Consider the following 19,366-nt stretch of genomic DNA (forward strand, 5'->3'; position numbering starts at 1 on the left):
AAGTATCGTCTGATCATACGAGCCGGGGGCCACTCCCACCCCCGCCGGGAGCCCTTCGCTTCGCCCACGATGCACATCCGCTCGAGGATGAGCAGGTCAGAACGGCCACCCTCCCATCCGGGTAAACCTGGAAGACTGGGCGGCGGGCGCGCCGAGTCGCGCACGCGCGAGGACTTCACAGTACAATTGCACATGCCACAGCACGGCCCGTGCTGCGCTCCGAACCCGCCCACCAGACGCCGCCGTCGATCAGACCCCGTGGAGGAACCCAGCAATGACCGAAACCCTCTCCCCCGAGCTCGAGGCAGTCGTCGCGCGCGCCGCGGCCGCTGCTCCCGCTTACGCCGCCGTCGCGCCCGAGGATCGCGCCCGCGCCATCGTCGCGGTCGCCGACGCGCTCGAGGCGAACAAGGCGGACCTGGTCGCGATCGCGATGCGCGAGACCGGCCTCACCGAGGCCCGCCTCAGCGGCGAGGTCACCCGCACCGCGGTCCAGCTGCGCCTCTTCGCCGACACGCTGGTGACCGGCGTCCACCTCGACGCCCGCATCGACGAGGCCGACGGCTCATTCGCCCTCGGCGTCCGCCCCGATGTGCGCCGTGTGCTCCGCCCCCTCGGCCCGATCATCAACTTCTCGGCCTCGAACTTCCCCTTCGCCTTCTCCGTCGCCGGCGGAGACTCTGCCGCGATCCTCGCGGCCGGCTGCCCGCTGATCGTGAAGGCGCACTCGGGTCACCCCGAGCTCTCCGACGCTACCGCGGCCGTCGTCACGGCGGCGCTCGCCGGCGCCGGCATGCCCGATGGCACCTTCCAGCTCGTGCACGGCCGTGAAGCCGGCGTCGCGATCCTCAAGGACCCCCGCGTCAAGGGCGGCGCGTTCACCGGCTCCATCGCCGTCGGCCGCCTGCTCGCCGACATCGCGGCCGCGCGCCCGGCACCCGTGCCCTTCTTCGGCGAGCTCGGCAGCGTCAACCCGGTGTTCGTCACCGAGGCGGCGATCGCCGAGCGCGGCGACGACATCGCGAGCGGCTTCGTCACGAGCGTCTCGGGATCCGCCGGGCAGCTCTGCACCAAGCCCGGCTTCGTCTTCGTCCCCTCCGTCGAGGCGCTCGAGGCGCCCATCGCGGCGGCGGCGCAGGGCATCCCCGAGCACCGCCTGCTCGACCCGCGCATCGCGAAGAGCTTCGCCGAGCGCCGCGACACGATCCTCGGCACCCCCGGCGTCCGTCCCGTCGTCGAGGGCGGCGTCCGCTTCGACGCGGACGGTCAGGGCTGGGCCACTCCGACCATCGTCGCCGTCTCGCTCGAGGACTTCCGCGCTGGGCACGAGCGCCTCGTCCACGAGGCCTTCGGGCCACTGTCGATCCTCGTCGAGGTCCCCGCGGGCACCGATCTCGCGGCGCTGCTGCCCGAGTTCTTCGAGGGCAACCTCACCGCGACCCTGCACCTGAGCGAGGCCGAGGGCGCGGGTTCCGCGAACGCCGAGGCGATCGCCGCGCTGGTCGAGGCGATGAGCCTGCAGGTGGGCCGCGTGCTCTTCAACGGCTGGTCGACCGGCGTCGCCGTCACCCCGGCCATGCAGCACGGCGGCCCGTGGCCCGCCACCTCCAACGATTCGAGCACCTCGGTGGGCACGGCCGCGATCCAGCGCTTCGTACGCCCGGTCGCCTACCAGAACGTCACCCAGGCGTTCTTGCCCGCGGCGCTGCGCGACGACAACCCGCTCGGCGTGCCCCAGGCGCGCACCGGCGCGGGAGAATCCCAGGAGTGGGGCGCCCGCTGGCGCTGATCCGCACCGGAACAACGCGGAAGCCCCGCCGTCCCGAGGGACGGCGGGGCTTCCGCGTTGCCGGAGGGCTCGGGCTCAGTGCCAGAGCACCGCGAGTGCGACGTTCAGCGTCGCGAGGCCCGCGATCGCGCCGAGCACGCCGCCCGAGATCTTCTCCTTCTTGCGGTTCACGAGGATCAGCACGATGAGGCCGATCAGCACGATGAGCTTCACACCGATCTTCATGTTGTTCGGGTGGCCGCCGACGCCGTAGATGGTGCCGACGAGCGCCAGTCCCGTGACCAGCAGACCGAGCGAGCCGTGCAGCAGCCCGTTCGAGATCTTCGCGCGGCCCTCGCGCACCGCCGGCAGCTGGGCGAGCGCGCCGCCCATGACCACGCCGAAGCAGACGATGTGCAGCACCACGAGGATCGACTTGAGGATTTCCATACCCCCATCGTATCCGGCGCTCCAGGCCAGCAGCAGCCTCGGCACGATCATCGTTCAGCCCCTTCCTCGATCACTCTGCTACTCGGTTCCCGACCCGAGGATCCGGCCGCTCAATCCACCGCGAGCGCGGCGACCGGCGAGACGCGGATCGCGCGGCGCGCGGGTGCGGCCGAGGCGATCATCGCGAGCACTGCGCCGAACACCGCGACCCCGGCGATCATGCCCCACGGGATCGACGGCGGCATGAGCCCCGCCTGCTGCCCGAGCATGCTCTGCGCGGCGACCCAGCCGTAGAACGTGCCGAGCAGCAGCCCGAACACGAGCGCGGCGAAGGTCATCTGCGCGCTCTCGGCGGTGATGGTGCTGCGCACCTGACGCCCGGTGAAGCCGAGCGCCCGCAGCAGGCCCAGCTCGCGGGTGCGCTGCAGCACGCTGAGCGAGAGGGTGTTCACCATGCCCACGGCCGCGATCACCGCGGAGAAGCCGACGAGACCGGTGAGGATCGCCATCGTGACGGCGAAGGTGCTCTCGAGCGCCTCCTTCATCGCGGGGTTGCCGTCGAACACCTGCATCGTCATCTGCTGGTACGTCTGCAGCGCGACCGCGAACATCGTGACGAGCGTCACGCCGATCACGAGCCCGATCGTCGCGCGGGCGCTCCGCTCGGGGAACCGCACCGCGTTCGCCGCGGCGAGCCGGCCGGTGACCCCGCGCCCGAGCAGCCGGCCCGAGAGACGGAGCAGCGGCGGCATGATCCAGTGGGCGCCGATCGCGATGCCGGTGAAGGAGGCGAGCCCGCCGAAGAACGCGACGAGCAGCCCGAGCGGCGACACCAGGCCGACCAGCACGCCGAGCGCCAGCACGCCCGCGCCGAGCACGAGCAGGATCACCGAGAACACGGTGCGCCCGGTGCGGCGCTGGGCCGACTCGGGGTCGAGTTCGACCGACGCCCCGGTCGCCGCGATGGGCGACACCGCGCCCACGCGCCGCGAGCCCACCCAGGCCGACACCCAGGTGGTGAGCGCGACGACGGCGACGCCGACGAGCGCGAGCGGATCGAACAGCGGGTAGTCGTGCCCGGCCGGCAGCCAGCCCTGCCCGGGAGCGACCGCGACGAAGACCGTGCAGAGCAGCCAGGAGGCCGCGAAACCGATGGCCGCGCCGATGAGGCCGACCATGAGCCCTTCGAACGCCACCCGGGAGCGCACGCGCCGCGAGCTCGCCCCGACGAGGCGCAGCAGCGCGATCGTGCGCGCCCGCCCGGCGATGATCGTGGAGAACGTGTTGGCGGTGACGATCGACCCGACGTAGAGCGCGATCAGGATGAACACGGTCGCGACGATGAAGAGCATCATCCGCATGGTGCCCGATTCCTCGACGAGGCGCGGGTCGATCGCCGCGGTCAGGATCCCGACCGTCTGGATCAGCGTCGCCGCGAACATGGCCGAGAGCGCCGCCACGACGACCGTGGCGCCGTGGTCGCGCGCCGACCCTCCGGCGGCAGCGCCGAAGCCGCGCCCGCTCATCGCGCCACCGCTTCCATGCCGAGCATCGTGCGCGAGATGTCCTCGGCGCTCATGGGGCCGCGGTCGTCGACGATGCGGCCGTCGGCGAGGAACAGGATCCGATCGGCGTGGCTCGCCGCGATCGGATCGTGCGTGACCATCGCGATGCTCTGACCCGAACGGTGCGCCGCGTCGCGCAGCAGCGCGAGCACCTCGCGGCTGGTGCGCGAGTCGAGCGCGCCGGTCGGCTCGTCGGCGAACAGCAGGTCGGGGCGGCGGGCCAGGGCGCGCGCGATCGCGACGCGCTGCTGCTGCCCGCCCGACAGCTGATGCGGGCGGTGGGTGAGGCGCTCGCGCAGTCCGAGCGCGTCGACGATGCTGTCGATCCACTCGCGCTCCTCGCGCGTCGGCCGGCGGCCGTCGAGCTCGAACGGGAGCGTGATGTTGTCCTGCGCGTCGAGCGTCGGCACCAGGTTGAACGCCTGGAACACGAAGCCGACCCGGCGGCGGCGCAGCACAGTGAGCTCGGCATCGCGCATGCCGGTGATCTCCTGATCCCCGAGCCAGACGCGTCCGCCGCCGTCGGCGTCCGCGGTGTCGAGGCCGGCCATGACGTGCATGAGGGTGGACTTGCCCGAGCCCGACGGACCCATGATCGCGGTGAACTCACCGCGCCGGATCCCGATCGAGACGTCGTCGAGGGCGACCACGCGGTGCTCGCCCGAACCGTAGTGCTTGCTGAGGTGAGTGACGCGGGCGATGAGCCCGAGGTCGCTTGGCTGTGTCTCCATACCTCAGACGGTACGGATCGACGCGGGCGCTCCGCGTCGTCCCTGGGTGCCTCCCGGGTCAGCCGACGGTACCGTCGGCCGGCCCGGGAGATGGAACGCCCGAGGGGCGCCGGATCCGCTCGGATCCGGCGCCCCTCGGGCGTTGCGCTTCGACTCTGCCGGTGCGGCTCAGTGGAAGAAGTGGCGCTCCCCGGTGAAGTACATGGTGATGCCTGCCGCCTTCGCGGCCTCGATCACCTCGGGATCGCGCACCGAGCCGCCCGGCTGCACGACGGCGCGCACGCCGGCGTCGAGCAGCACCTGCAGACCGTCGGCGAAGGGGAAGAACGCGTCGGACGCGGCGACCGAACCCGTGGCCCGCTCACCCGCACGCTCGACCGCGAGGCGGCACGAGTCCACCCGGTTGACCTGCCCCATGCCGACGCCGACCGAGGCGCCTCCCTGCGCGAGCAGGATCGCGTTCGACTTCACGGCGCGGCAGGCGCGCCAGGCGAACTCGAGCTCGGCGAGCGTCCCGGCGTCCGCCGGCTCGCCGGTGGCGAGCTCCCACTCGGAGGCCGGAGCGAAGGAACGGTCGGCGTCCTGCAGCAGGAAGCCGCCCGAGACCTGGCGCAGCTCGAGCGGGCTCGGCTCGAAGTCGCCGGGCAGCACGAGCAGACGCAGGTTCTTCTTCTGCGTGAGGATCGCGAGCGCCTCGGGATCGAAGCCGGGAGCGATGATCACCTCGGTGAAGATGCCCGAGACCGTCTCGGCCATGGCCTTCGTGACGGTGCGGTTCGCGGCGATCACGCCGCCGAACGCCGACACCGGGTCGCAGGCGTGCGCCAGTTCGTGGGCCGCCGCGATCTCGTCGGCCGCACCCTCGGGCGCCACCGCGATCCCGCACGGGTTCGCGTGCTTGATGATCGCGACCGCCGGACGGTCGTGGTCGTAGGCCGCGCGCAGGGCCGCGTCGGCGTCGACGTAGTTGTTGTACGACATCTCCTTGCCGTGCAGCTGGGTCGCCTGCGCGATCCCGGTGCCGCCCGGCTCGGTGAAGAGCGCCGCGCGCTGGTGGCTGTTCTCGCCGTAGCGCAGCACCGCGTCGCGCAGGCCACCGACCTCGAGGCCGACGGTCGTGCCGGTCGGGTCCTCGGGGTCGATCGCGAAGATCGCGTCGATCGAGCCCACGGTCCCGTCCTCGCCGTCGAAGTCCGCGTCGTCGTCCAGCAGCACCTCGGCACCCTGCTCCGCGCCGAAGTCGGCGTCGAAGTCCGCGTCGAACCCGGCCTCGTCGAGCGTCTCGCCCGTCCAGCCGACGAACTCCTGCTCGAGGAAGTAGGTCGCGACCGAGGCGTCGTACGAAGCGGTGTGCGTGAACGCGTCGGCGGCGAGCGAGCGACGCAGGTCGAGGGTCGTACCGCCCGCCTGCACCGCCTCGATGACCTCGTCGTAGCGCTCGGGCGACACGACGATCGCCGCGTTGGCGTGGTTCTTCGCCGTTGCGCGCACCATCGCCGGGCCGCCGATGTCGACGTTCTCGATCACGTCGGCGACGGGCTTGCCCGCGGCCACCGTCTCCTCGAACGGGTAGAGGTTCACGACGACGAGCTCGAACGGTTCGATGCCGAGCTGCGCGAGCTGATCGCGGTGATCGGCGAGGCGGAGGTCGGCGAGCAGGCCGGCGTGCACCGAGGGGTGCAGCGTCTTGACGCGCCCGTCGAGCGCCTCGGCGAATCCGGTGACCTCGGCGACGTCGGTGACCGGGTGGCCCGCGTCGCGGATCGTCGACGCCGTGGAACCGGTCGACACGATCTCGACGCCCGCGGCGGCGAGCGCCCCGGCGAGTTCGAGCAGGCGGGACTTGTCGCTCACCGAGATGAGCGCCCGGCGCACCGGGATCAGATCGCGGTGCTCGTACAGGCTGGGGTCGTGGCTCTGGACTGCCATCAGGTTCGGTCTCCTATTCGGCCGATTGGGGAAGGTTCAGGTCTCCGGTCGCGATGTCGCGCACGACATCGACGAGCAGGGGGCGCTCGAGCTGCTTGATCCGCTCGTGGAGCTCGTCCTCGGTCTCGCCGTCGCGCACGACGACGGAGCGCTGGCGCAGCACGGGACCGGTGTCGACGCCCTCGTCGATCACGTGCACGGTCACGCCCGTCTCTGCGGCGCCGGCGGCGAGCGCGTCGCGCACGGCGTGCGCTCCGGGGAAGTTCGGCAGCAGCGCGGGGTGGGTGTTGATGAGGGCGGGCGAAAAGAGGCGTACGAAGCCGGGCGGCAGGATCCGCATGAGCCCGGCGCTCACGACGAGGCTCGGTTCGGGGCCGGTGCCGACGCCGTGCTCCTGGATGGCTGCTGCGAGCAGCTGGCCCCATTCCTCGCGGGTGTCGGAGTCGGCGGGCCGCACGACGAAGGTCGGGATGCCCGCGGCTTCGGCGTGGGCGAGTCCGGGCGCCTCGGTGTCGGATCCCACGACCGCGATGCGGGCGGGGAAGCCGGGTTCGGAGGTCGCGTCGATCAGGGCCTTGAGGTTGCTGCCCCCACCGGAGATCAGCACCGCGATGTTCAGCACGCGGCAAGTCTAGCGGGGCCGCGGAGCATACGCTCTCGAAACAGTCGCTGCGGTCTCATTGGAGTGGGCGCCCCGCGCGTCCGCCCGAAGAAAGCAGGTTCCGCATGTCCGCTCACGCCCCGACCGTCCGTTCCGAGTACGCTCCCCGCCCCGCAGCGGTCGTCTTCCTGCTGCTCGTCGTCGCCGGGATCGGCGTCGTCACCCTCGGACCGCGCGGTCTCGTGCTGACGGCGCGCATCGAGGCGGTCGACGCGATCAATGCGGTGCTCGGTCGCTTCGACGCGTCGCTCACGACAATGCAGATCGAGGATCTCGCCAACATCGCGCTGTTCGTGCCGCTCGGCCTCGCGGTCGCCGCGGTGCTCCCCCGCCGTGCGTGGTGGTTCGCACTGCCGATCTGCGTCGCGGCGACCGCGGCGATCGAGCTGAGCCAGACGGTGATCCCCGGTCGGGTCCCGGATCTGTCCGACGTCGTGCTCAACGCCGCCGGCGCCGCGATCGGTTGCGCGATCCTGGGGGTCTCGCGAGCGGCCCGGCGCAACTGATATCCCAATTTCGTTTCGCGCTGCCGCGCGGGTACCATGCCACACGGCGAACCCGCCGCCGTCGAACCGAAAGAGGCATCACCCGTGCAGGAACCGGCTTCCGCTCCGTCCCCGTCGAACGGAGCCAAGCTCCGCCCGCGGCACGTCACCATGATCACGCTCGGCGGCATCATCGGTGCGAGCCTCTTCGTCGGGTCCGGCAACATCATCCGCTCGGTGGGTCCGGCCGCGATCATCTCCTACCTCATCGGCGGCCTGCTCGTGTTCCTCGCGATGCGCATGCTCGGCGAGATGGCCGCGGCTCGGCCTGCGATCGGCTCGTTCATGGAGTACGCCCGCGTCGGGCTGGGCGACTGGGCCGCCTACCTCGTCGGCTGGCTCTACTGGTACTTCTGGGTCGGCGTGCTCGCCTACGAGGCGGTGCTCGGCGGCGAGACCCTGCACTCCTGGTTCGCATTCCTGCCGGGCTGGGCGTGGTCGCTGATCCTGATCGCCGTGTTCATCGGCGCCAACCTGATCTCGGTGCGCACCTTCGGCGAGGTCGAGTTCTGGCTCGCCAGCATCAAGGTCATCGCGATCGTCGTGTTCCTCGGCGCGGGCCTGCTCTTCGCGCTCGGCCTGTGGCCGCAGTCGACCTTCTCCGTTCCGAACCTCTGGGAGCACGGCGGATTCGCCCCGAACGGCTTCGGCATCGCGTTCACGGGCGTCGCGCTCGTCATCTTCTCGTACTTCGGCACCGAGATCGCGGTGATGGCCGCGGCCGAGTCCGAGAACCCCGCGAAGGGCATCAAGCAGGCCACCAGCACCGTCATCTGGCGGATCCTGCTGTTCTTCGTCGGCGCCGTGCTCATCATCACGATGGTCGTGCCCTGGGACGAGCTGCCCGAGCCCGTGAACGTGGCGACCGCGCCCTTCACCTACGTGTTCTCGCTGCTCGGCGTCCCCGGCGCCGCCGCGATCATGCAGATCATCATCTTCACCGCCGTGATCTCGGTGCTCAACTCGGGCCTCTACTCGGCGTCGCGCATGTTCGCAGCCCTCGCCGAGCAGGGGTACGCCCCGCGCATCATGACACGTCGGACCCGCTCGGGCGTCCCCGCCTTCGCACTGTTCGCCTCCACCATCGGCGCGGTCGCTGCGACCATCGTCAACTTCGCGGCGCCCGAGTCCGGCGTCTTCGACTTCATCATGAACTCGGCCGGTCTCGTCGCCCTCTTCGTCTACGTCTTCATCGCACTCACGCAGATGCGGATGCGGCAGAAGATGTCGGCCGAGGAGGTCGCCGGGCTGAAGCTGAGGATGTGGCTCCACCCGTGGCTCAACATCCTCCTCATCGCCGCGATCGCCGCGGTGCTCGTCGTGATGCTGAGCTCCGAGACCGGCCGCACGCAGGTGTGGACGAGTCTCATCGCGACCGGTGCGCTCGTCGCCTGCTGGCCCCTGGTACGCCGCTCGCTCGCGAAGCGCCGCGCTGCAGCTGCAGCTGCGGGCGCGGGCGCGGGCGCGGGCGTCGATCCCGCGGCCGAAGCCGAGCAGATCGCGGCCGACGAGGCCGCGGGCTCCGAGGCGCACGGGCACTGATGGGCAGGCGCGCCGTGACCATCGGCGACGGCACCTAGCTGCACCCGGTCGTGTGGTTGGCGAAACGCGACTGTTTAGGGCTGGTCTCCGCAAGCGGTGCGGGTGAGGCCACCCAGGCCACCACGTTCGTGGCGGTGATTCGTGCCCGTACCCCTTCCCCGTGCGGGAGCGCGAGCCTTCCTCCCCGATTGCGACGCATCGACCGATCCCAAATCATCCTTATCCCCTCGCGAAAAGGATGATTTGGGACCGGTCGATGCGCGTTCGAAGAGTCTCGGCTGCTGGGATCACCGTCCACAGCTGGCGTCGCCTGTCGAACTGCCTCGCAGGCAGGGGATAACCCGGGAATCAGCCTTCAGCTCCAGCAAACTGCTTCCATGACACCACGACGAATCCCACTTCCCGACAACCTTCTCTCGATCTGTCGGGCGCCAACGCCCCAACCAGGTACAGCGAGCGAACGCGTCGACGCGAGGAGGCCGCGCATGCTGGCACATCGATGAACGCCCGGCCCACCGAAGCGATCCACGCCCGAAGTCAGCCACCGTGCAGGATCTCGCGCGCGAGCGCGGTCGGATGCGTGCGGGCGGCGAGCGCATCCTCCTGACTCGCCCAGCGGTCCCAGTACGGTCGGAACGTCTCGCCGTCGCGCGCGAGCGCCCTGCGGCGGCGCTCATCCGCGGGCAGCTCGATCCAGACCGGCAGCACGGCACCGGCAGCGGCACGAGCACCGGCATCGACACCAGCACCGGCACCGGCACCCGAACCCGCCGCCCATGCCCGTGCGGCCGCCAGGTTCTCGGCGCTGAGCGCGCCGCAGCCCTCGATCACGAGCGGTCGTCCGCGCTCGATCCCGCACTCCTCGGCGAAGTCCCCGGCGATCCAGTCGTAGCGTCGGTAGCGTCCCGTGCGCAGCGCCGCGGGCACCGAGGCAGCTCCCGCCGCGAGCCCGTCCCAGCCGGGGTACAGGTCCTCGACCCGCAGCAGCTCGGCGGGGGCGCCGAGGGCGTCCCCGAGCAGCGGCACCAGTGCACCCGCGATCGTGGTCTTGCCGGATCCGGAACGGCCGTCCACGAGCACCACGCGCGGAAGGCGTCCGCGCAGCAGGGCCGCCCGCGCCAGAAGGGCGCGCGCGGCCGTCTCCGCGCCGGAGTCCGGCCCGGTCGCAGGCCCGCTCACGCCGCGCTCCCCTCCGCGAGGACGCGGCCGTCGCGCATGCGGACGACACGGTCGGCGATCGCTTCGGCCTCCTCGGGGTCGTGGGTCACGAGGATCGCCGTGGTGCCTGTCTCGCGCAGCAGCCGTGCCAGATCATCAGCGAGACGCGTGCGCAGCTCGCGGTCGAGCGCCGAGAGGGGCTCGTCGAGCAGGAGGAGACGCGGTCGAGGTGCGAGGGAGCGCGCGAGCGCGATCCGCTGGCGCTCTCCTCCGGACAGCTCGGTCACGCGCCGCCCCTCGGTCCCCGGCAGGCCGACCAGCTCGAGCAGCTCGGCGACCCGCGCGGCGCGCTCGGGCTTGGGCATCCGCTGGGATTCCATCCCGTAGGCGACGTTCGCCCCGACGTTCCGGTGCCCGAACAGCTGTCCGTCCTGGAACATCAGCCCGAATCCGCGCCGGTGCGGTGCGACCCCGGCGAGGTCCTCGCCCGCCCACGCGATGCGCCCCCGGGCGAGCGGCTCGAGCCCCGCGATCGCCCGCAGCAGGGTCGACTTGCCGCAGCCGCTTGGCCCGAGGAGCGCGACGATCTCGCGCTCGTCGACGGCGATGCTCGCACCGTCGACCGCCGGCCGCGCGGACGCGTCGGTTCCCGGGTACCGCACCGTCGCGCGATCCACGGAGAGTCCGCGCGTTCCGATCACCCGACCCGTCCCGTCCGCTTCCGCCATGCGCCGCTCCTTCGTCTCGGTCACCATTCTGCCGCCGCCTCTCCTCGCCAGCGCTCCGCCAGCAGCATGATCCCCGCCGTGATCGCGCCCAGCACGACCGCGCCCGCGAGCGCGGTGCCGTAGCTGTCGCTCCCCTGTCTCCCGATCAGCTGTGCGATCACGACGGGCAGGGTCTGCGTGTCGGGGCGCACCAGGAACGAGGTCGCGCCGAACTCGCCGAGCGAGGCCGCGAGAGCGAAGCCCGCCGCGAGCCCGGCCGATCGGCCGAGCAGCGGCAGGTCGATCGTGCCGAGCACCCGCAGCGGGCCCGCACCGAGCATGGCGGCGGCGTCCCGCTGCCGCGGGTCGATCCCGCGCAGCACGGGCAGCAGCGTGCGCACCACGATGGGCAGCGCGACGAGCGCCTGCGCGATGGGGATCAGCACGGTCGAGGTGCGCAGGTCGAGCCCGATCCCGAGCGGCCGGTTCATCGTCAGCAGCAGACCGAAGCCGAGCGTCACCGCGGAGACTCCGAGGGGCAGCATGATCGCTCCGTCGAACCACTCGATCCCCCGGGCGAGAACGCGGGATCTCGGGCGCCGCGAGGCCACGAGCGCGACCAATCCGCCGAGCAGCAGCGCGATCGTCGCGGCGAGCGCGGCGATGCCGAGGCTCGTCGCGAGCGCGTCGGCCACGGATCCGTCGATCGGGGAATCCGCGGGCGGCACGAACAGGTTCGTGTAGTTCTGCAGGGTCCACTCGGCGGCACCGTCGGCGCCGGCGGTGCGGCCGCGCAGCGACCCGACGAGCAGCGCGATCATGGGCAGCAGGTGCAGCAGCAGCACGGTCGCCGCGAGCACCGCGATCACGGGTGCGTGGGCCCGGCGGATCCGCTCGGCGGTCGGCCGCAGCGAGACGGTCTGCTCGCGCCGACGGCGCAGCCGGGCCGAGACCACGAGCACGGCGGCGACCAGCGCGAACTGCAGCAGCGAGAGCACGGCCGCCGAGCGCAGGTCGAGGAACTGCACGGTCAGCCGGTAGATCTCGGTCTCGACATTCGACAGGCTGCGACCGCCGAGGATCAGCACGATGCCGAACGAGGTGGCGCAGAACAGGAACACGAGCGACGCCGCGGAGGCGAGCGCGGGCGCGATCTGCGGCAGCGTGACGGTCCACCAGACTCGGACTGGGCCGGCGCCGAGCATGCGCGCCGCCTGCTCGGGGCGCGGGTCCAGCTGCGACCAGAATCCGCCGACCGTGCGGGCGACGACCGTGACGTTGAAGAACGCCAGCGCGAGCACCACGACCAGCAGGGTGCGGTCGAGTCCGAGCGCGGCGAGCGGACCGCCCTCGCCGAACACCGACTCGAAGGCGACGCCCACCACGACCGTGGGCAGCACGAACGGTACCGTCATGAGGCCCCGCAAGGCCGCGCGGCCGCGGAACCGGAGCCGGTAGAGCACGAACGCGGCGGGCACGCCGAGCACGAGCGACAGCAGCGTGCCCAGCGCGGCCTGGGCGAGGGTCTGCCCGACGACGCTCCAGGTGCGGGGCTCGCCGAGCACCGCGGGGATCCCGGACGCGTCGAAGCGTCCCTCGGTCGTGAAGCCCGTCGCGATGAGCGACACGACGGGCAGCAGGAAGAAGACGGCGAGGAACGCGAGCGGGATCGCGGCAGCGGCGGTCCACGCCGCGATCCCCCACGCGCGGCCGGTGCCGACCGCGCGTCCCGCTCGCCGGGTCGAGCGGCTCACCAGCCGGTCGCCGTGCTCCACGTCTTCAGCCAGGACTCGCGCTTCGCCCCGATCTCGGCGGCGGGCAGGTCGTTCGGCTTCGCGGGCTTCGGCGCGAACTTCGTCCAGTCGGCGGGCACGTTCGCGCCGGCGTCGACGGGGAACATGTACATGGAATCCGCGATGGTGTCCTGGAACTCGCGCGAGACGAGGTAGTCGACGACCTTCTTCGCCCCCTCGGGGTTGGCGGCGCCCTTCAGCACGCCCGCGTACTCGACCTGGTTGGAGCAGGTGTCGAGCAGCGCGGCCGTGGTGGTCGCCGAGCCGTCCTTGGTGAGGGTCCAGGCGGGCGAGGTCGCGTACGAGACGACGATCGGCCGGGTGCCGGTGCCGCCGCCCTGGGTGAACTGGCCGTTGTACGCCTCGGTCCAGCCTTGCTCGACGCGGGTGCCGTTCTTCGCGACCCGCTTCCAGTAGTCGGCGAAGCCGTTCTCGCCGAACTTCGCGACGGTGCCGACGAGGAACGAACCGCCGGTCGACGAGGCGGTGGGGTCGAGCACGACGGCCAGATCCTTGTACTTCGCGTCGGTGAGCGCATCGTAGCCCGTGGGGGCCGCGATACCGTGCTTCGCGAACCAGCCCGTGTCGATGTTCAGGCAGGTGGCGCCGTAGTCGACGGCGGTCAGCGATCCGCGGTCGTCGGCCGCGAGCTGCTTCGCGCCCTCGGGCAGGCCCTTGGGCGTATACGCCTCCGTGATCCCGCCGTCGATGAGCCGGGACGCGAAGATCTGGTCGACGCCGAAGAACGCGTCGGCGATCGGCGCGCCCTTGGTGAGCACGAGCTTGTTGGTGAGCTCGCCGCCGTCGCCGGCCGAGACGACCTTCACCTTCAGGCCGGTCGCCTTGCTCGCGGCCTTCGCGAACTCCTTGTTCGGGAACGAGCTGTGCACGACGAGCGTGACCTCGCCCGAGGCGGCCTTCTCGCCGGAGCCGCCGGACGCGGCGCACCCGGCCGCGGTGAGGGCGAGCGCTCCGGTGAGAGCGAGCACGGCGAATGTACGGGCATGCGAACGCATAGGGTTCCTTCCTCCGCTGGTATGACCCAGATCAGGTTGACGGTCGGAGCTCGCGTGCTCCCTCTCAGCCCCTCGCGCAGGGACTCCCGTGGATTCGATTCAGCCTAGCGCACTCCGCATCCCCGACTCTCCCGACGGGTAGGCTGACCGCATGACGGACCACGGCGCGGTGCCCGCATCGGCCACTCGGGCGATGCTCCTCGAGCACGCGCAGACGGTCGAGGAGCAGGCGGCGCAGCACGCCGTGACGCTGGAGTCCCTGCTCGCGGTCCTGCGCTCCTCGCGCCTCGACGACCGGGCGGCACGCGCGACGGCGGTCGACCTCGCGGTCGAGGCGCTGATCGGGCTCCGCTCCGGCGTCGACGAGCAGCAGGCGGGCCTGCTCGAGCCCGTGACCGCCGCGTTCACCCGCCTGCGCGAGGATCTCCGCCCGCTCGTCCGCTTCGGCGATCTCGAGATGCAGTTCGTGGATCCCCCGCGCTCCGGACGCGCGCTCCCCGGTGAGGTCGCGCACACGGCCCGCTCGATCGTCCGGATCGCCGTGCTCGCGCTGATCGACACGGGCGATGCGCGGCGCGTGCGGATCCAGTGGGACTGCGACGGCCTCCACCTGCTCATGAGCATCCGCGACGACGGCCGGGGCGATCTCACGGCGAACCACGACGCCCTCCGGCCCATCGTCGAGCGCGTGATCGCGCTCGACGGCGCGCTCGACGTCGACTCCACCTCCGGCTGGGGCTCCACCCTCGGGATCCGGATCCCGCTCGATCCGCCCGCGCCGCGGGATTCCCCCTCGGGGACCGCCGATCTGACGGCCCGTGAGCGCGAGGTGCTGGGGTTCGTCGCTGCGGGGCAGCGCAACAAGGCCATCGCGGAGGCCTTGGGGATCAGCCCCAACACGGTCAAGTACCACGTGTCGAAGCTCCTGCAGAAGACCGGATCGACCTCGCGCGCCGAGCTCGTCGCGATCGGTGTCGCGTCGCTCTGACCGAAGCACCTCCCCAAACGGGTGGTCCGGCCCAGCCCTCGGGACGGTTGAGCGCAGCCCGGTGCGGGGAGAGGCTCGGGGTGGCGGGAGCCGCCGAAATCTGCAGAGAGGACGAAGATGTCTGGAAACCGAGCAGTCGCGTATCAGGGGCCCGGTGTCGTCGAAGTGGTCGACACCCCCTATCCCGAGTTCGAGCTCAAGGACGGGCCGGGCGTCAACCCGGCGAACGTCGGACGCAAGGTGCCCCACGGGGCGATCCTGCGGACCGTCAGCACCAACATCTGCGGCTCGGACCAGCACATGGTCCGCGGCCGCACCACCGCGCCGGAGGGCCTGGTCCTCGGCCACGAGATCACGGGCGAGGTCGTCGAGGTCGGCCCCGACGTCGAGTTCATCAAGGTCGGCGACATCGTCTCCGTCCCCTTCAACATCGCCTGCGGGCGCTGTCGGAACTGCAAGGAGGGGAAGACCGGGATCTGCCTCAACGTCAACCCGGACCGTCCGGGCAGCGCCTACGGCTACGTCGACATGGGCGGCTGGGTGGGCGGCCAGGCCGAGTTCGTGCTCGTCCCCTACGCGGACTGGAACCTGCTCAAGTTCCCCGACCGCGATCAGGCGCTCGAGAAGATCCTCGATCTCACGATGCTCTCCGACATCTTCCCGACCGGTTTCCACGGCGCCTACACGGCGGGGGTCCGGCCCGGGTCGACCGTCTACATCGCCGGTGCGGGCCCGGTCGGGATCGCGGCGGCGGTCGGTGCGCAGCTGCTCGGTGCGGCCTGCGTGATCGTCGGCGATCTCAACGAGGAGCGGCTCGCGCAGGCGCGATCCTTCGGCTGCGAGACGGTCGACGTCTCGAAGGGCGATCCGCGCGATCAGATCGAGCAGATCCTCGGGGTGCCCGAGGTGGAGTGCGGCGTCGACGCCGTCGGTTTCGAGGCGCGCGGGCACGGGGCCGGTTCGGCGACCGAGGCCCCGGCGACGGTGCTGAACTCGCTCATGGATCTCACCGAGGCCGGCGGCGGGCTCGGGATCCCCGGCCTCTACGTGACCGGTGATCCGGGCGGCGTCGACGAGGCGGCGAAGGTCGGCTCGCTGTCGCTCCGGCTCGGACTCGGCTGGGCGAAGTCGCTGTCGTTCACCACGGGCCAGTGCCCGGTGATGCGCTACAACCGGCAGCTCATGCAGGCGATCCTGCACGACAAGGTGCAGATCGCGAAGGCGGTGAACGCGACCCCGATCTCGCTGGAGGACGCACCCCGCGGCTACGCGGAGTTCGATCAGGGCGCGGCGCGCAAGTACGTGCTGAACCCGAACGGCTACATCAAGGCCTGACCGCGGAGCGGAGCCGGTGGGCCCGGGCGGGGAGCGCCCGGGCCCACCCGGTTCACCAGGCCGCGGCGACCGCCCGGTGGGTCTCGAACAGCGGCACCGCGGTGCCCTCGGGGGCCCGCCCGAAACCGCACTCGGTGGCGACGCCGAACGGGCGCACGACGTGCTGCTGCGCAGCGGCGATCCGGCGCGCAGCGCCCTCGGTGCCGTCCTCCCGGTGCACGAGGCCCAGGTAGAGCTCCGTGTGCTCGGGAAGCGCCAGCTCGGCGAGCGCGGCGAAGTACTCGGCGTCGTCCCGCTCGATCGGCACAGGCAGGTGCAGCCAGGTCAGGGGGCGCGCGGCGGCGCCCACGAGCAGGTTCGCGAACCGGACCAGGTTCGCGCTGTCCGAGGGCTCGACGAAGTGCTTCTCGGCGACGTCGCCGTAGCAGAGGTGCACGCCGACCTCGACGTCCGCGGGCACGCGGTCGATCTGGCGCGCCAGGCGCTCGCTCGTGCCCGCCCAGGCGTCGTCGAACCATCCGTAGCGCTTGCCGCCGCGCTCCGCGTAGGCGGCCGACTCGATGATGGCGAACTCGAGCGCGGCGTCCCACTGGATCGCGAGCCGGTCGTGCGGGATCGCGTCGAGGATCCGCTGAAGCTCGGCCGCGAGCGCCGCTTCGTAGACCGGCTCGAACTCGGCCCGATCCGCCTCGGCGACGAAGCTGCCGACGACGCCGAGCGGGCTGGGCAGGGAGACTTGGAACCGGGTGCCGGCCGGGATCGTGCCCTCGCGCTGCAGCCGGTCGAAGACGGTCCACGATTCGAGCGCGGCGTCCGCGTACCCGAGCGGTGGCAGCGCGATGTCGGCCGCGCGCACGCCCTCCGCGAGCGCGACCGGCCGCAAGTCGAGCATGCGGAGCGGGATCGGGGTGTCGCCGACCCGCACGATGCCCGGAGCCTGCGCGATGCGGTCGGGCTGGAACGCGATCCAGTGGAACCGTTCCCCCACTTCGCCGTCGGGGATCCGCTTCAGGTGGGAGCCGAGGTGCTCGGCGGCGACGCGCATGGTCGACTCCGCGTCGTCGAAGTTGATGCTTCCCACCAGGTGGGCGCCCTGGACCGTGCCGGGCTGGCTCATGGATTCACTCCCGCTCGCTGTGCTCGGCGTCGCGTGGCGCGCCGGATCGCGCGAGGATTCCGCGCGTCGGCCCTACCGTACTCCGTCGCCGTCACCGCCGTGCGGCGATGCGTCATCGTCCTCAACACTGTCGCGACGCAGCCGGGAACGGAGCCCCTTCGGCAGCTGGAACGGTGCGCGCGGCCCCTTCTCGGGTCCGAGCTCGATCGCGTCCGGGACGGATCCACCCTCGGGCGATTTCGCGTCCCAGGAGAAGGCGCGCAGCAGCGGATCGACGTGCTCGTCCTCGGCGCGCTCCTCCGCGAGGTCGGCCGGCTCCGGGGCGTCGTCCGCCTCGGGCTGATCCTGCGCGGCGGCGACGACCTCGTCCGAGATCTCGACGGTCGCCTGATCCGCGGCGCCGGAGCCGACGGGCACGGCTTCCTCCGCAGGATCCGGGTCGGCGCCCGTCTCCGCGTCCGTCGCGAGGAGATCCTGCGGCTCGATGGATCCGTCGGGGCCGAGCGGATCGAGCGGCGCGGTCTCCTGCTCTTCGAGCGTCCCGGCGGCGATCGCGGCTTCGCTCGCGGCGAGCTCGTGCGCGTCGATCTCGGGCAGCGGCAGATCGAGGGGCCCTGTGGCATCCGCACCGGTCGTCCTCGGTCGGGTGGTGTCCGCCGGCGTCGGATCCGATGCTCCCGCGCCTTCGGCCGTGCCGTCGGCGACGGCCCCGGCGCGCGCGGAGCGCCCGGGGATCGGCAGCGCCGAGAGGTCGGGCACCCGCAGCTCGCCGACCGCCCGCACCAGCACCTCTCGACGGCCGATCAGCACGCCGAGCAGCAGGCCGATACCGAGTTCGAGCGCGGCGAATCCACCGGCCGCCCACGCGTCGGGGCCGGTGACCGAGAGACGGTCTGGCCCCACCGCGCCCGAGGCGAGGACCGAGAGCAGCGCGATGACGCCCCCGGCGAGGATCCCGCCGAGCACCGGCACCGCGACCGTCGCCGCGAGCCCGCGGGCGCGACCGGCGAGACGCGGGGCCGCGAGCAGTCCGATCACCAGGCCGAGCACGAGCACCACGGCGGGGGCCGCGGCGCCGATGGCGGCCCACTCCGGCGGAAGCGCGCCGAGCAGCGGGAGCTGCGGCAGCGGGCCGAGGTAGGTGCCGAACGGGGAGACCGAGCTCCCCTGGCCGATCGCGAAGCCGGTCCCGGTCCACCAGGTCGCGCCCCAGATCACGGCGACGGGCAGGAGCGCCAGCTGGAGCACGAAGAGCAGGATCGCGCCGAGCGGATCCAGCTGCAACTGCTGGCTCAGTGAGATGCTGTCGACGTAGCCGGCGATGAGCCCGACGGCCACACCGAACGCGCCCAGCCCGAGCAGCGCGACGGTCGACGCGGTAGCGATCCGGATCGCCGCACCGATGGCCCAGCCGAACGAGGGCAGGCTGCGGACGCCGAGGTACTCGCGGACCCTGCCGAGGCCCCGGGCCGCGGCGAGCCACCAGTCGTGCGGCTCGGTCGCCGCCCGCACCAGGAACGGGACACCGCTCGAGATCGCGTAGACGGTCGTGGGCAGCGCGATCGCGATCCAGCGCGGCGCGTCGAGCACGGGTCCCGCGAACGCCGCCGCGACCGCGGCGACGGCGCCGAATCCGATGCTGCCGCCCAGCACCGCCGCGACCCCGACACCGCCACGGGCCGAGAACCGCCAGCCCGAGCGCGCGGCCAGCACGGCGGTCAGCGCGGTCAGTCCGAGCGGCGCCAGCGAGAACGGGATCTGGAGCGCCTGCGCCGGGAGGCCCAGTCCGAGCGCGGCCTGGGCGCTCACTGAAAAGTGCAGCGGCACGAAGTGCGCGAGCAGCCAGCCGCCGGCCACCGCCCCGCCGACGTCGCCCGGGTCGGCCGCGAAGCCGAAGCCCGCGCCCCAGAGGAGCATGGCGAATGCCGCGACCAGGAGGCCGCCCGCGAGCGCGACGGCGACTGATTCGATGGCTGCGATGATCGCCGTCAGAATTGATCTCATGCTGGGTGCAGTCTAACGAGCGCGGCCCGCGCGCCCCCTGAGGGCGCGCGGGCCGCG

16 protein-coding genes and 1 riboswitch are annotated in these 19,366 nt (G+C 72.0%); of the genes, 5 read left to right on the forward strand and 11 right to left on the reverse strand.

From position 1 onward, the window contains the following. The first annotated feature begins 274 nt into the window (after positions 1 to 274). Positions 275 to 1,789, forward strand: a complete 1,515-nt coding sequence (locus XM48_RS14585) for an aldehyde dehydrogenase (NADP(+)) (protein ID WP_046456564.1) — start codon at positions 275 to 277, stop codon at positions 1,787 to 1,789. A 75-nt stretch (positions 1,790 to 1,864) separates the two neighbouring features. On the opposite strand, the gene XM48_RS14590 is transcribed toward XM48_RS14585, so the two are convergent. The 5 genes from XM48_RS14590 to purN form a co-directional block, all read right to left on the reverse strand. Next, positions 1,865 to 2,218, reverse strand: coding sequence for a hypothetical protein (locus XM48_RS14590; RefSeq protein WP_046456615.1), 354 nt, complete (start codon positions 2,216 to 2,218; stop codon positions 1,865 to 1,867). Between the two features lie 110 nt (positions 2,219 to 2,328). After that, positions 2,329 to 3,744 carry an FtsX-like permease family protein gene (locus XM48_RS14595; RefSeq protein WP_046456565.1) on the reverse strand — a complete coding sequence of 472 codons (1,416 nt, stop codon included), beginning with the start codon at positions 3,742 to 3,744 and terminating at the stop codon, positions 2,329 to 2,331. After that, complete coding sequence (locus XM48_RS14600; protein WP_046456566.1) at positions 3,741 to 4,514, reverse strand: ABC transporter ATP-binding protein; 774 nt, start codon at positions 4,512 to 4,514, stop codon at positions 3,741 to 3,743. Before XM48_RS14600 ends, XM48_RS14595 begins: the two co-directional genes overlap by 4 nt. Positions 4,515 to 4,682: 168 nt before the next feature. Beyond that, the gene (gene purH, locus XM48_RS14605; protein WP_046456567.1) at positions 4,683 to 6,443 is read right to left on the reverse strand and encodes a bifunctional phosphoribosylaminoimidazolecarboxamide formyltransferase/IMP cyclohydrolase; all 1,761 of its coding nucleotides are present in this window, start codon (positions 6,441 to 6,443) and stop codon (positions 4,683 to 4,685) included. A 13-nt stretch (positions 6,444 to 6,456) separates the two neighbouring features. After that, positions 6,457 to 7,065 (reverse strand): phosphoribosylglycinamide formyltransferase, encoded by a 609-nt coding sequence (gene purN / locus XM48_RS14610; protein ID WP_046456568.1) that lies wholly within the window; start codon positions 7,063 to 7,065, stop codon positions 6,457 to 6,459. A gap of 104 nt (positions 7,066 to 7,169) precedes the next feature. On the opposite strand from purN, the gene XM48_RS14615 reads away from it, so the two are divergent. Beyond that, positions 7,170 to 7,610, forward strand: a complete 441-nt coding sequence (locus XM48_RS14615) for a VanZ family protein (protein ID WP_052961546.1) — start codon at positions 7,170 to 7,172, stop codon at positions 7,608 to 7,610. An 84-nt stretch (positions 7,611 to 7,694) separates the two neighbouring features. After that, positions 7,695 to 9,191 (forward strand): amino acid permease, encoded by a 1,497-nt coding sequence (locus XM48_RS14620; protein ID WP_231580905.1) that lies wholly within the window; start codon positions 7,695 to 7,697, stop codon positions 9,189 to 9,191. A 537-nt stretch (positions 9,192 to 9,728) separates the two neighbouring features. Here XM48_RS14620 and XM48_RS14625 read toward each other — a convergent pair. Genes XM48_RS14625 through XM48_RS14640 form a run of 4 tightly spaced genes read right to left on the reverse strand, consistent with a single transcriptional unit; the run spans position 9,729 to position 13,838 of the window. Further along, positions 9,729 to 10,370: a hypothetical protein gene (locus tag XM48_RS14625; RefSeq protein WP_231580906.1), complete on the reverse strand. Its 642-nt coding sequence runs from the start codon at positions 10,368 to 10,370 to the stop codon at positions 9,729 to 9,731. Continuing rightward, entirely contained in the window at positions 10,367 to 11,077 is a 711-nt protein-coding gene (locus XM48_RS14630) for an ABC transporter ATP-binding protein (RefSeq protein ID WP_046456619.1), read from the reverse strand. The genes XM48_RS14625 and XM48_RS14630 overlap by 4 nt, the downstream gene beginning before the upstream one ends. Positions 11,078 to 11,097: 20 nt before the next feature. Next, on the reverse strand, positions 11,098 to 12,831 hold the full coding sequence (locus XM48_RS14635) for an iron ABC transporter permease (protein ID WP_231580907.1): 1,734 nt from the start codon (positions 12,829 to 12,831) through the stop codon (positions 11,098 to 11,100). Then, positions 12,807 to 13,838 (reverse strand): thiamine ABC transporter substrate binding subunit, encoded by a 1,032-nt coding sequence (locus XM48_RS14640; protein ID WP_231580908.1) that lies wholly within the window; start codon positions 13,836 to 13,838, stop codon positions 12,807 to 12,809. The genes XM48_RS14635 and XM48_RS14640 overlap by 25 nt, the downstream gene beginning before the upstream one ends. A gap of 18 nt (positions 13,839 to 13,856) precedes the next feature. Further along, positions 13,857 to 13,965, reverse strand: a riboswitch (TPP riboswitch). 51 nt (positions 13,966 to 14,016) lie between these two features. Here XM48_RS14640 and XM48_RS14645 point away from each other — a divergent pair. After that, positions 14,017 to 14,853 (forward strand): LuxR C-terminal-related transcriptional regulator, encoded by an 837-nt coding sequence (locus XM48_RS14645; protein WP_046456570.1) that lies wholly within the window; start codon positions 14,017 to 14,019, stop codon positions 14,851 to 14,853. A 117-nt stretch (positions 14,854 to 14,970) separates the two neighbouring features. Then, complete coding sequence (gene fdhA, locus XM48_RS14650) at positions 14,971 to 16,188, forward strand: formaldehyde dehydrogenase, glutathione-independent (protein WP_046456571.1); 1,218 nt, start codon at positions 14,971 to 14,973, stop codon at positions 16,186 to 16,188. A 52-nt stretch (positions 16,189 to 16,240) separates the two neighbouring features. On the opposite strand, the gene XM48_RS14655 is transcribed toward fdhA, so the two are convergent. Both XM48_RS14655 and XM48_RS14660 read right to left on the reverse strand, forming a co-directional pair. After that, positions 16,241 to 17,305, reverse strand: coding sequence for a hypothetical protein (locus tag XM48_RS14655; RefSeq protein ID WP_046456572.1), 1,065 nt, complete (start codon positions 17,303 to 17,305; stop codon positions 16,241 to 16,243). Positions 17,306 to 17,377: 72 nt separating this feature from the next. Beyond that, positions 17,378 to 19,309: a DUF6350 family protein gene (locus XM48_RS14660; RefSeq protein WP_046456573.1), complete on the reverse strand. Its 1,932-nt coding sequence runs from the start codon at positions 19,307 to 19,309 to the stop codon at positions 17,378 to 17,380. Positions 19,310 to 19,366: the final 57 nt, after the last annotated feature.

This window comes from Leucobacter sp. Ag1, assembly GCF_000980875.1.
Lineage (GTDB): Bacteria > Actinomycetota > Actinomycetes > Actinomycetales > Microbacteriaceae > Leucobacter > Leucobacter iarius.

Excerpts from the sequence above, each read along its gene's own strand:
- purH (WP_046456567.1), bottom strand. The coding sequence starts at position 6,443 with ATGGCAGTCCAGAGCCACGACCCCAGCCTGTACGAGCACCGCGATCTG.
- XM48_RS14645 (WP_046456570.1), top strand. The coding sequence starts at position 14,017 with ATGACGGACCACGGCGCGGTGCCCGCATCGGCCACTCGGGCGATGCTC.
- XM48_RS14585 (WP_046456564.1), top strand. The coding sequence starts at position 275 with ATGACCGAAACCCTCTCCCCCGAGCTCGAGGCAGTCGTCGCGCGCGCC.
- XM48_RS14600 (WP_046456566.1), bottom strand. The coding sequence starts at position 4,514 with ATGGAGACACAGCCAAGCGACCTCGGGCTCATCGCCCGCGTCACTCAC.
- XM48_RS14660 (WP_046456573.1), bottom strand. The coding sequence starts at position 19,309 with ATGAGATCAATTCTGACGGCGATCATCGCAGCCATCGAATCAGTCGCC.
- XM48_RS14655 (WP_046456572.1), bottom strand. The coding sequence starts at position 17,305 with ATGAGCCAGCCCGGCACGGTCCAGGGCGCCCACCTGGTGGGAAGCATC.
- fdhA (WP_046456571.1), top strand. The coding sequence starts at position 14,971 with ATGTCTGGAAACCGAGCAGTCGCGTATCAGGGGCCCGGTGTCGTCGAA.
- XM48_RS14590 (WP_046456615.1), bottom strand. The coding sequence starts at position 2,218 with ATGGAAATCCTCAAGTCGATCCTCGTGGTGCTGCACATCGTCTGCTTC.
- XM48_RS14595 (WP_046456565.1), bottom strand. The coding sequence starts at position 3,744 with ATGAGCGGGCGCGGCTTCGGCGCTGCCGCCGGAGGGTCGGCGCGCGAC.
- XM48_RS14615 (WP_052961546.1), top strand. The coding sequence starts at position 7,170 with ATGTCCGCTCACGCCCCGACCGTCCGTTCCGAGTACGCTCCCCGCCCC.
- XM48_RS14630 (WP_046456619.1), bottom strand. The coding sequence starts at position 11,077 with ATGGCGGAAGCGGACGGGACGGGTCGGGTGATCGGAACGCGCGGACTC.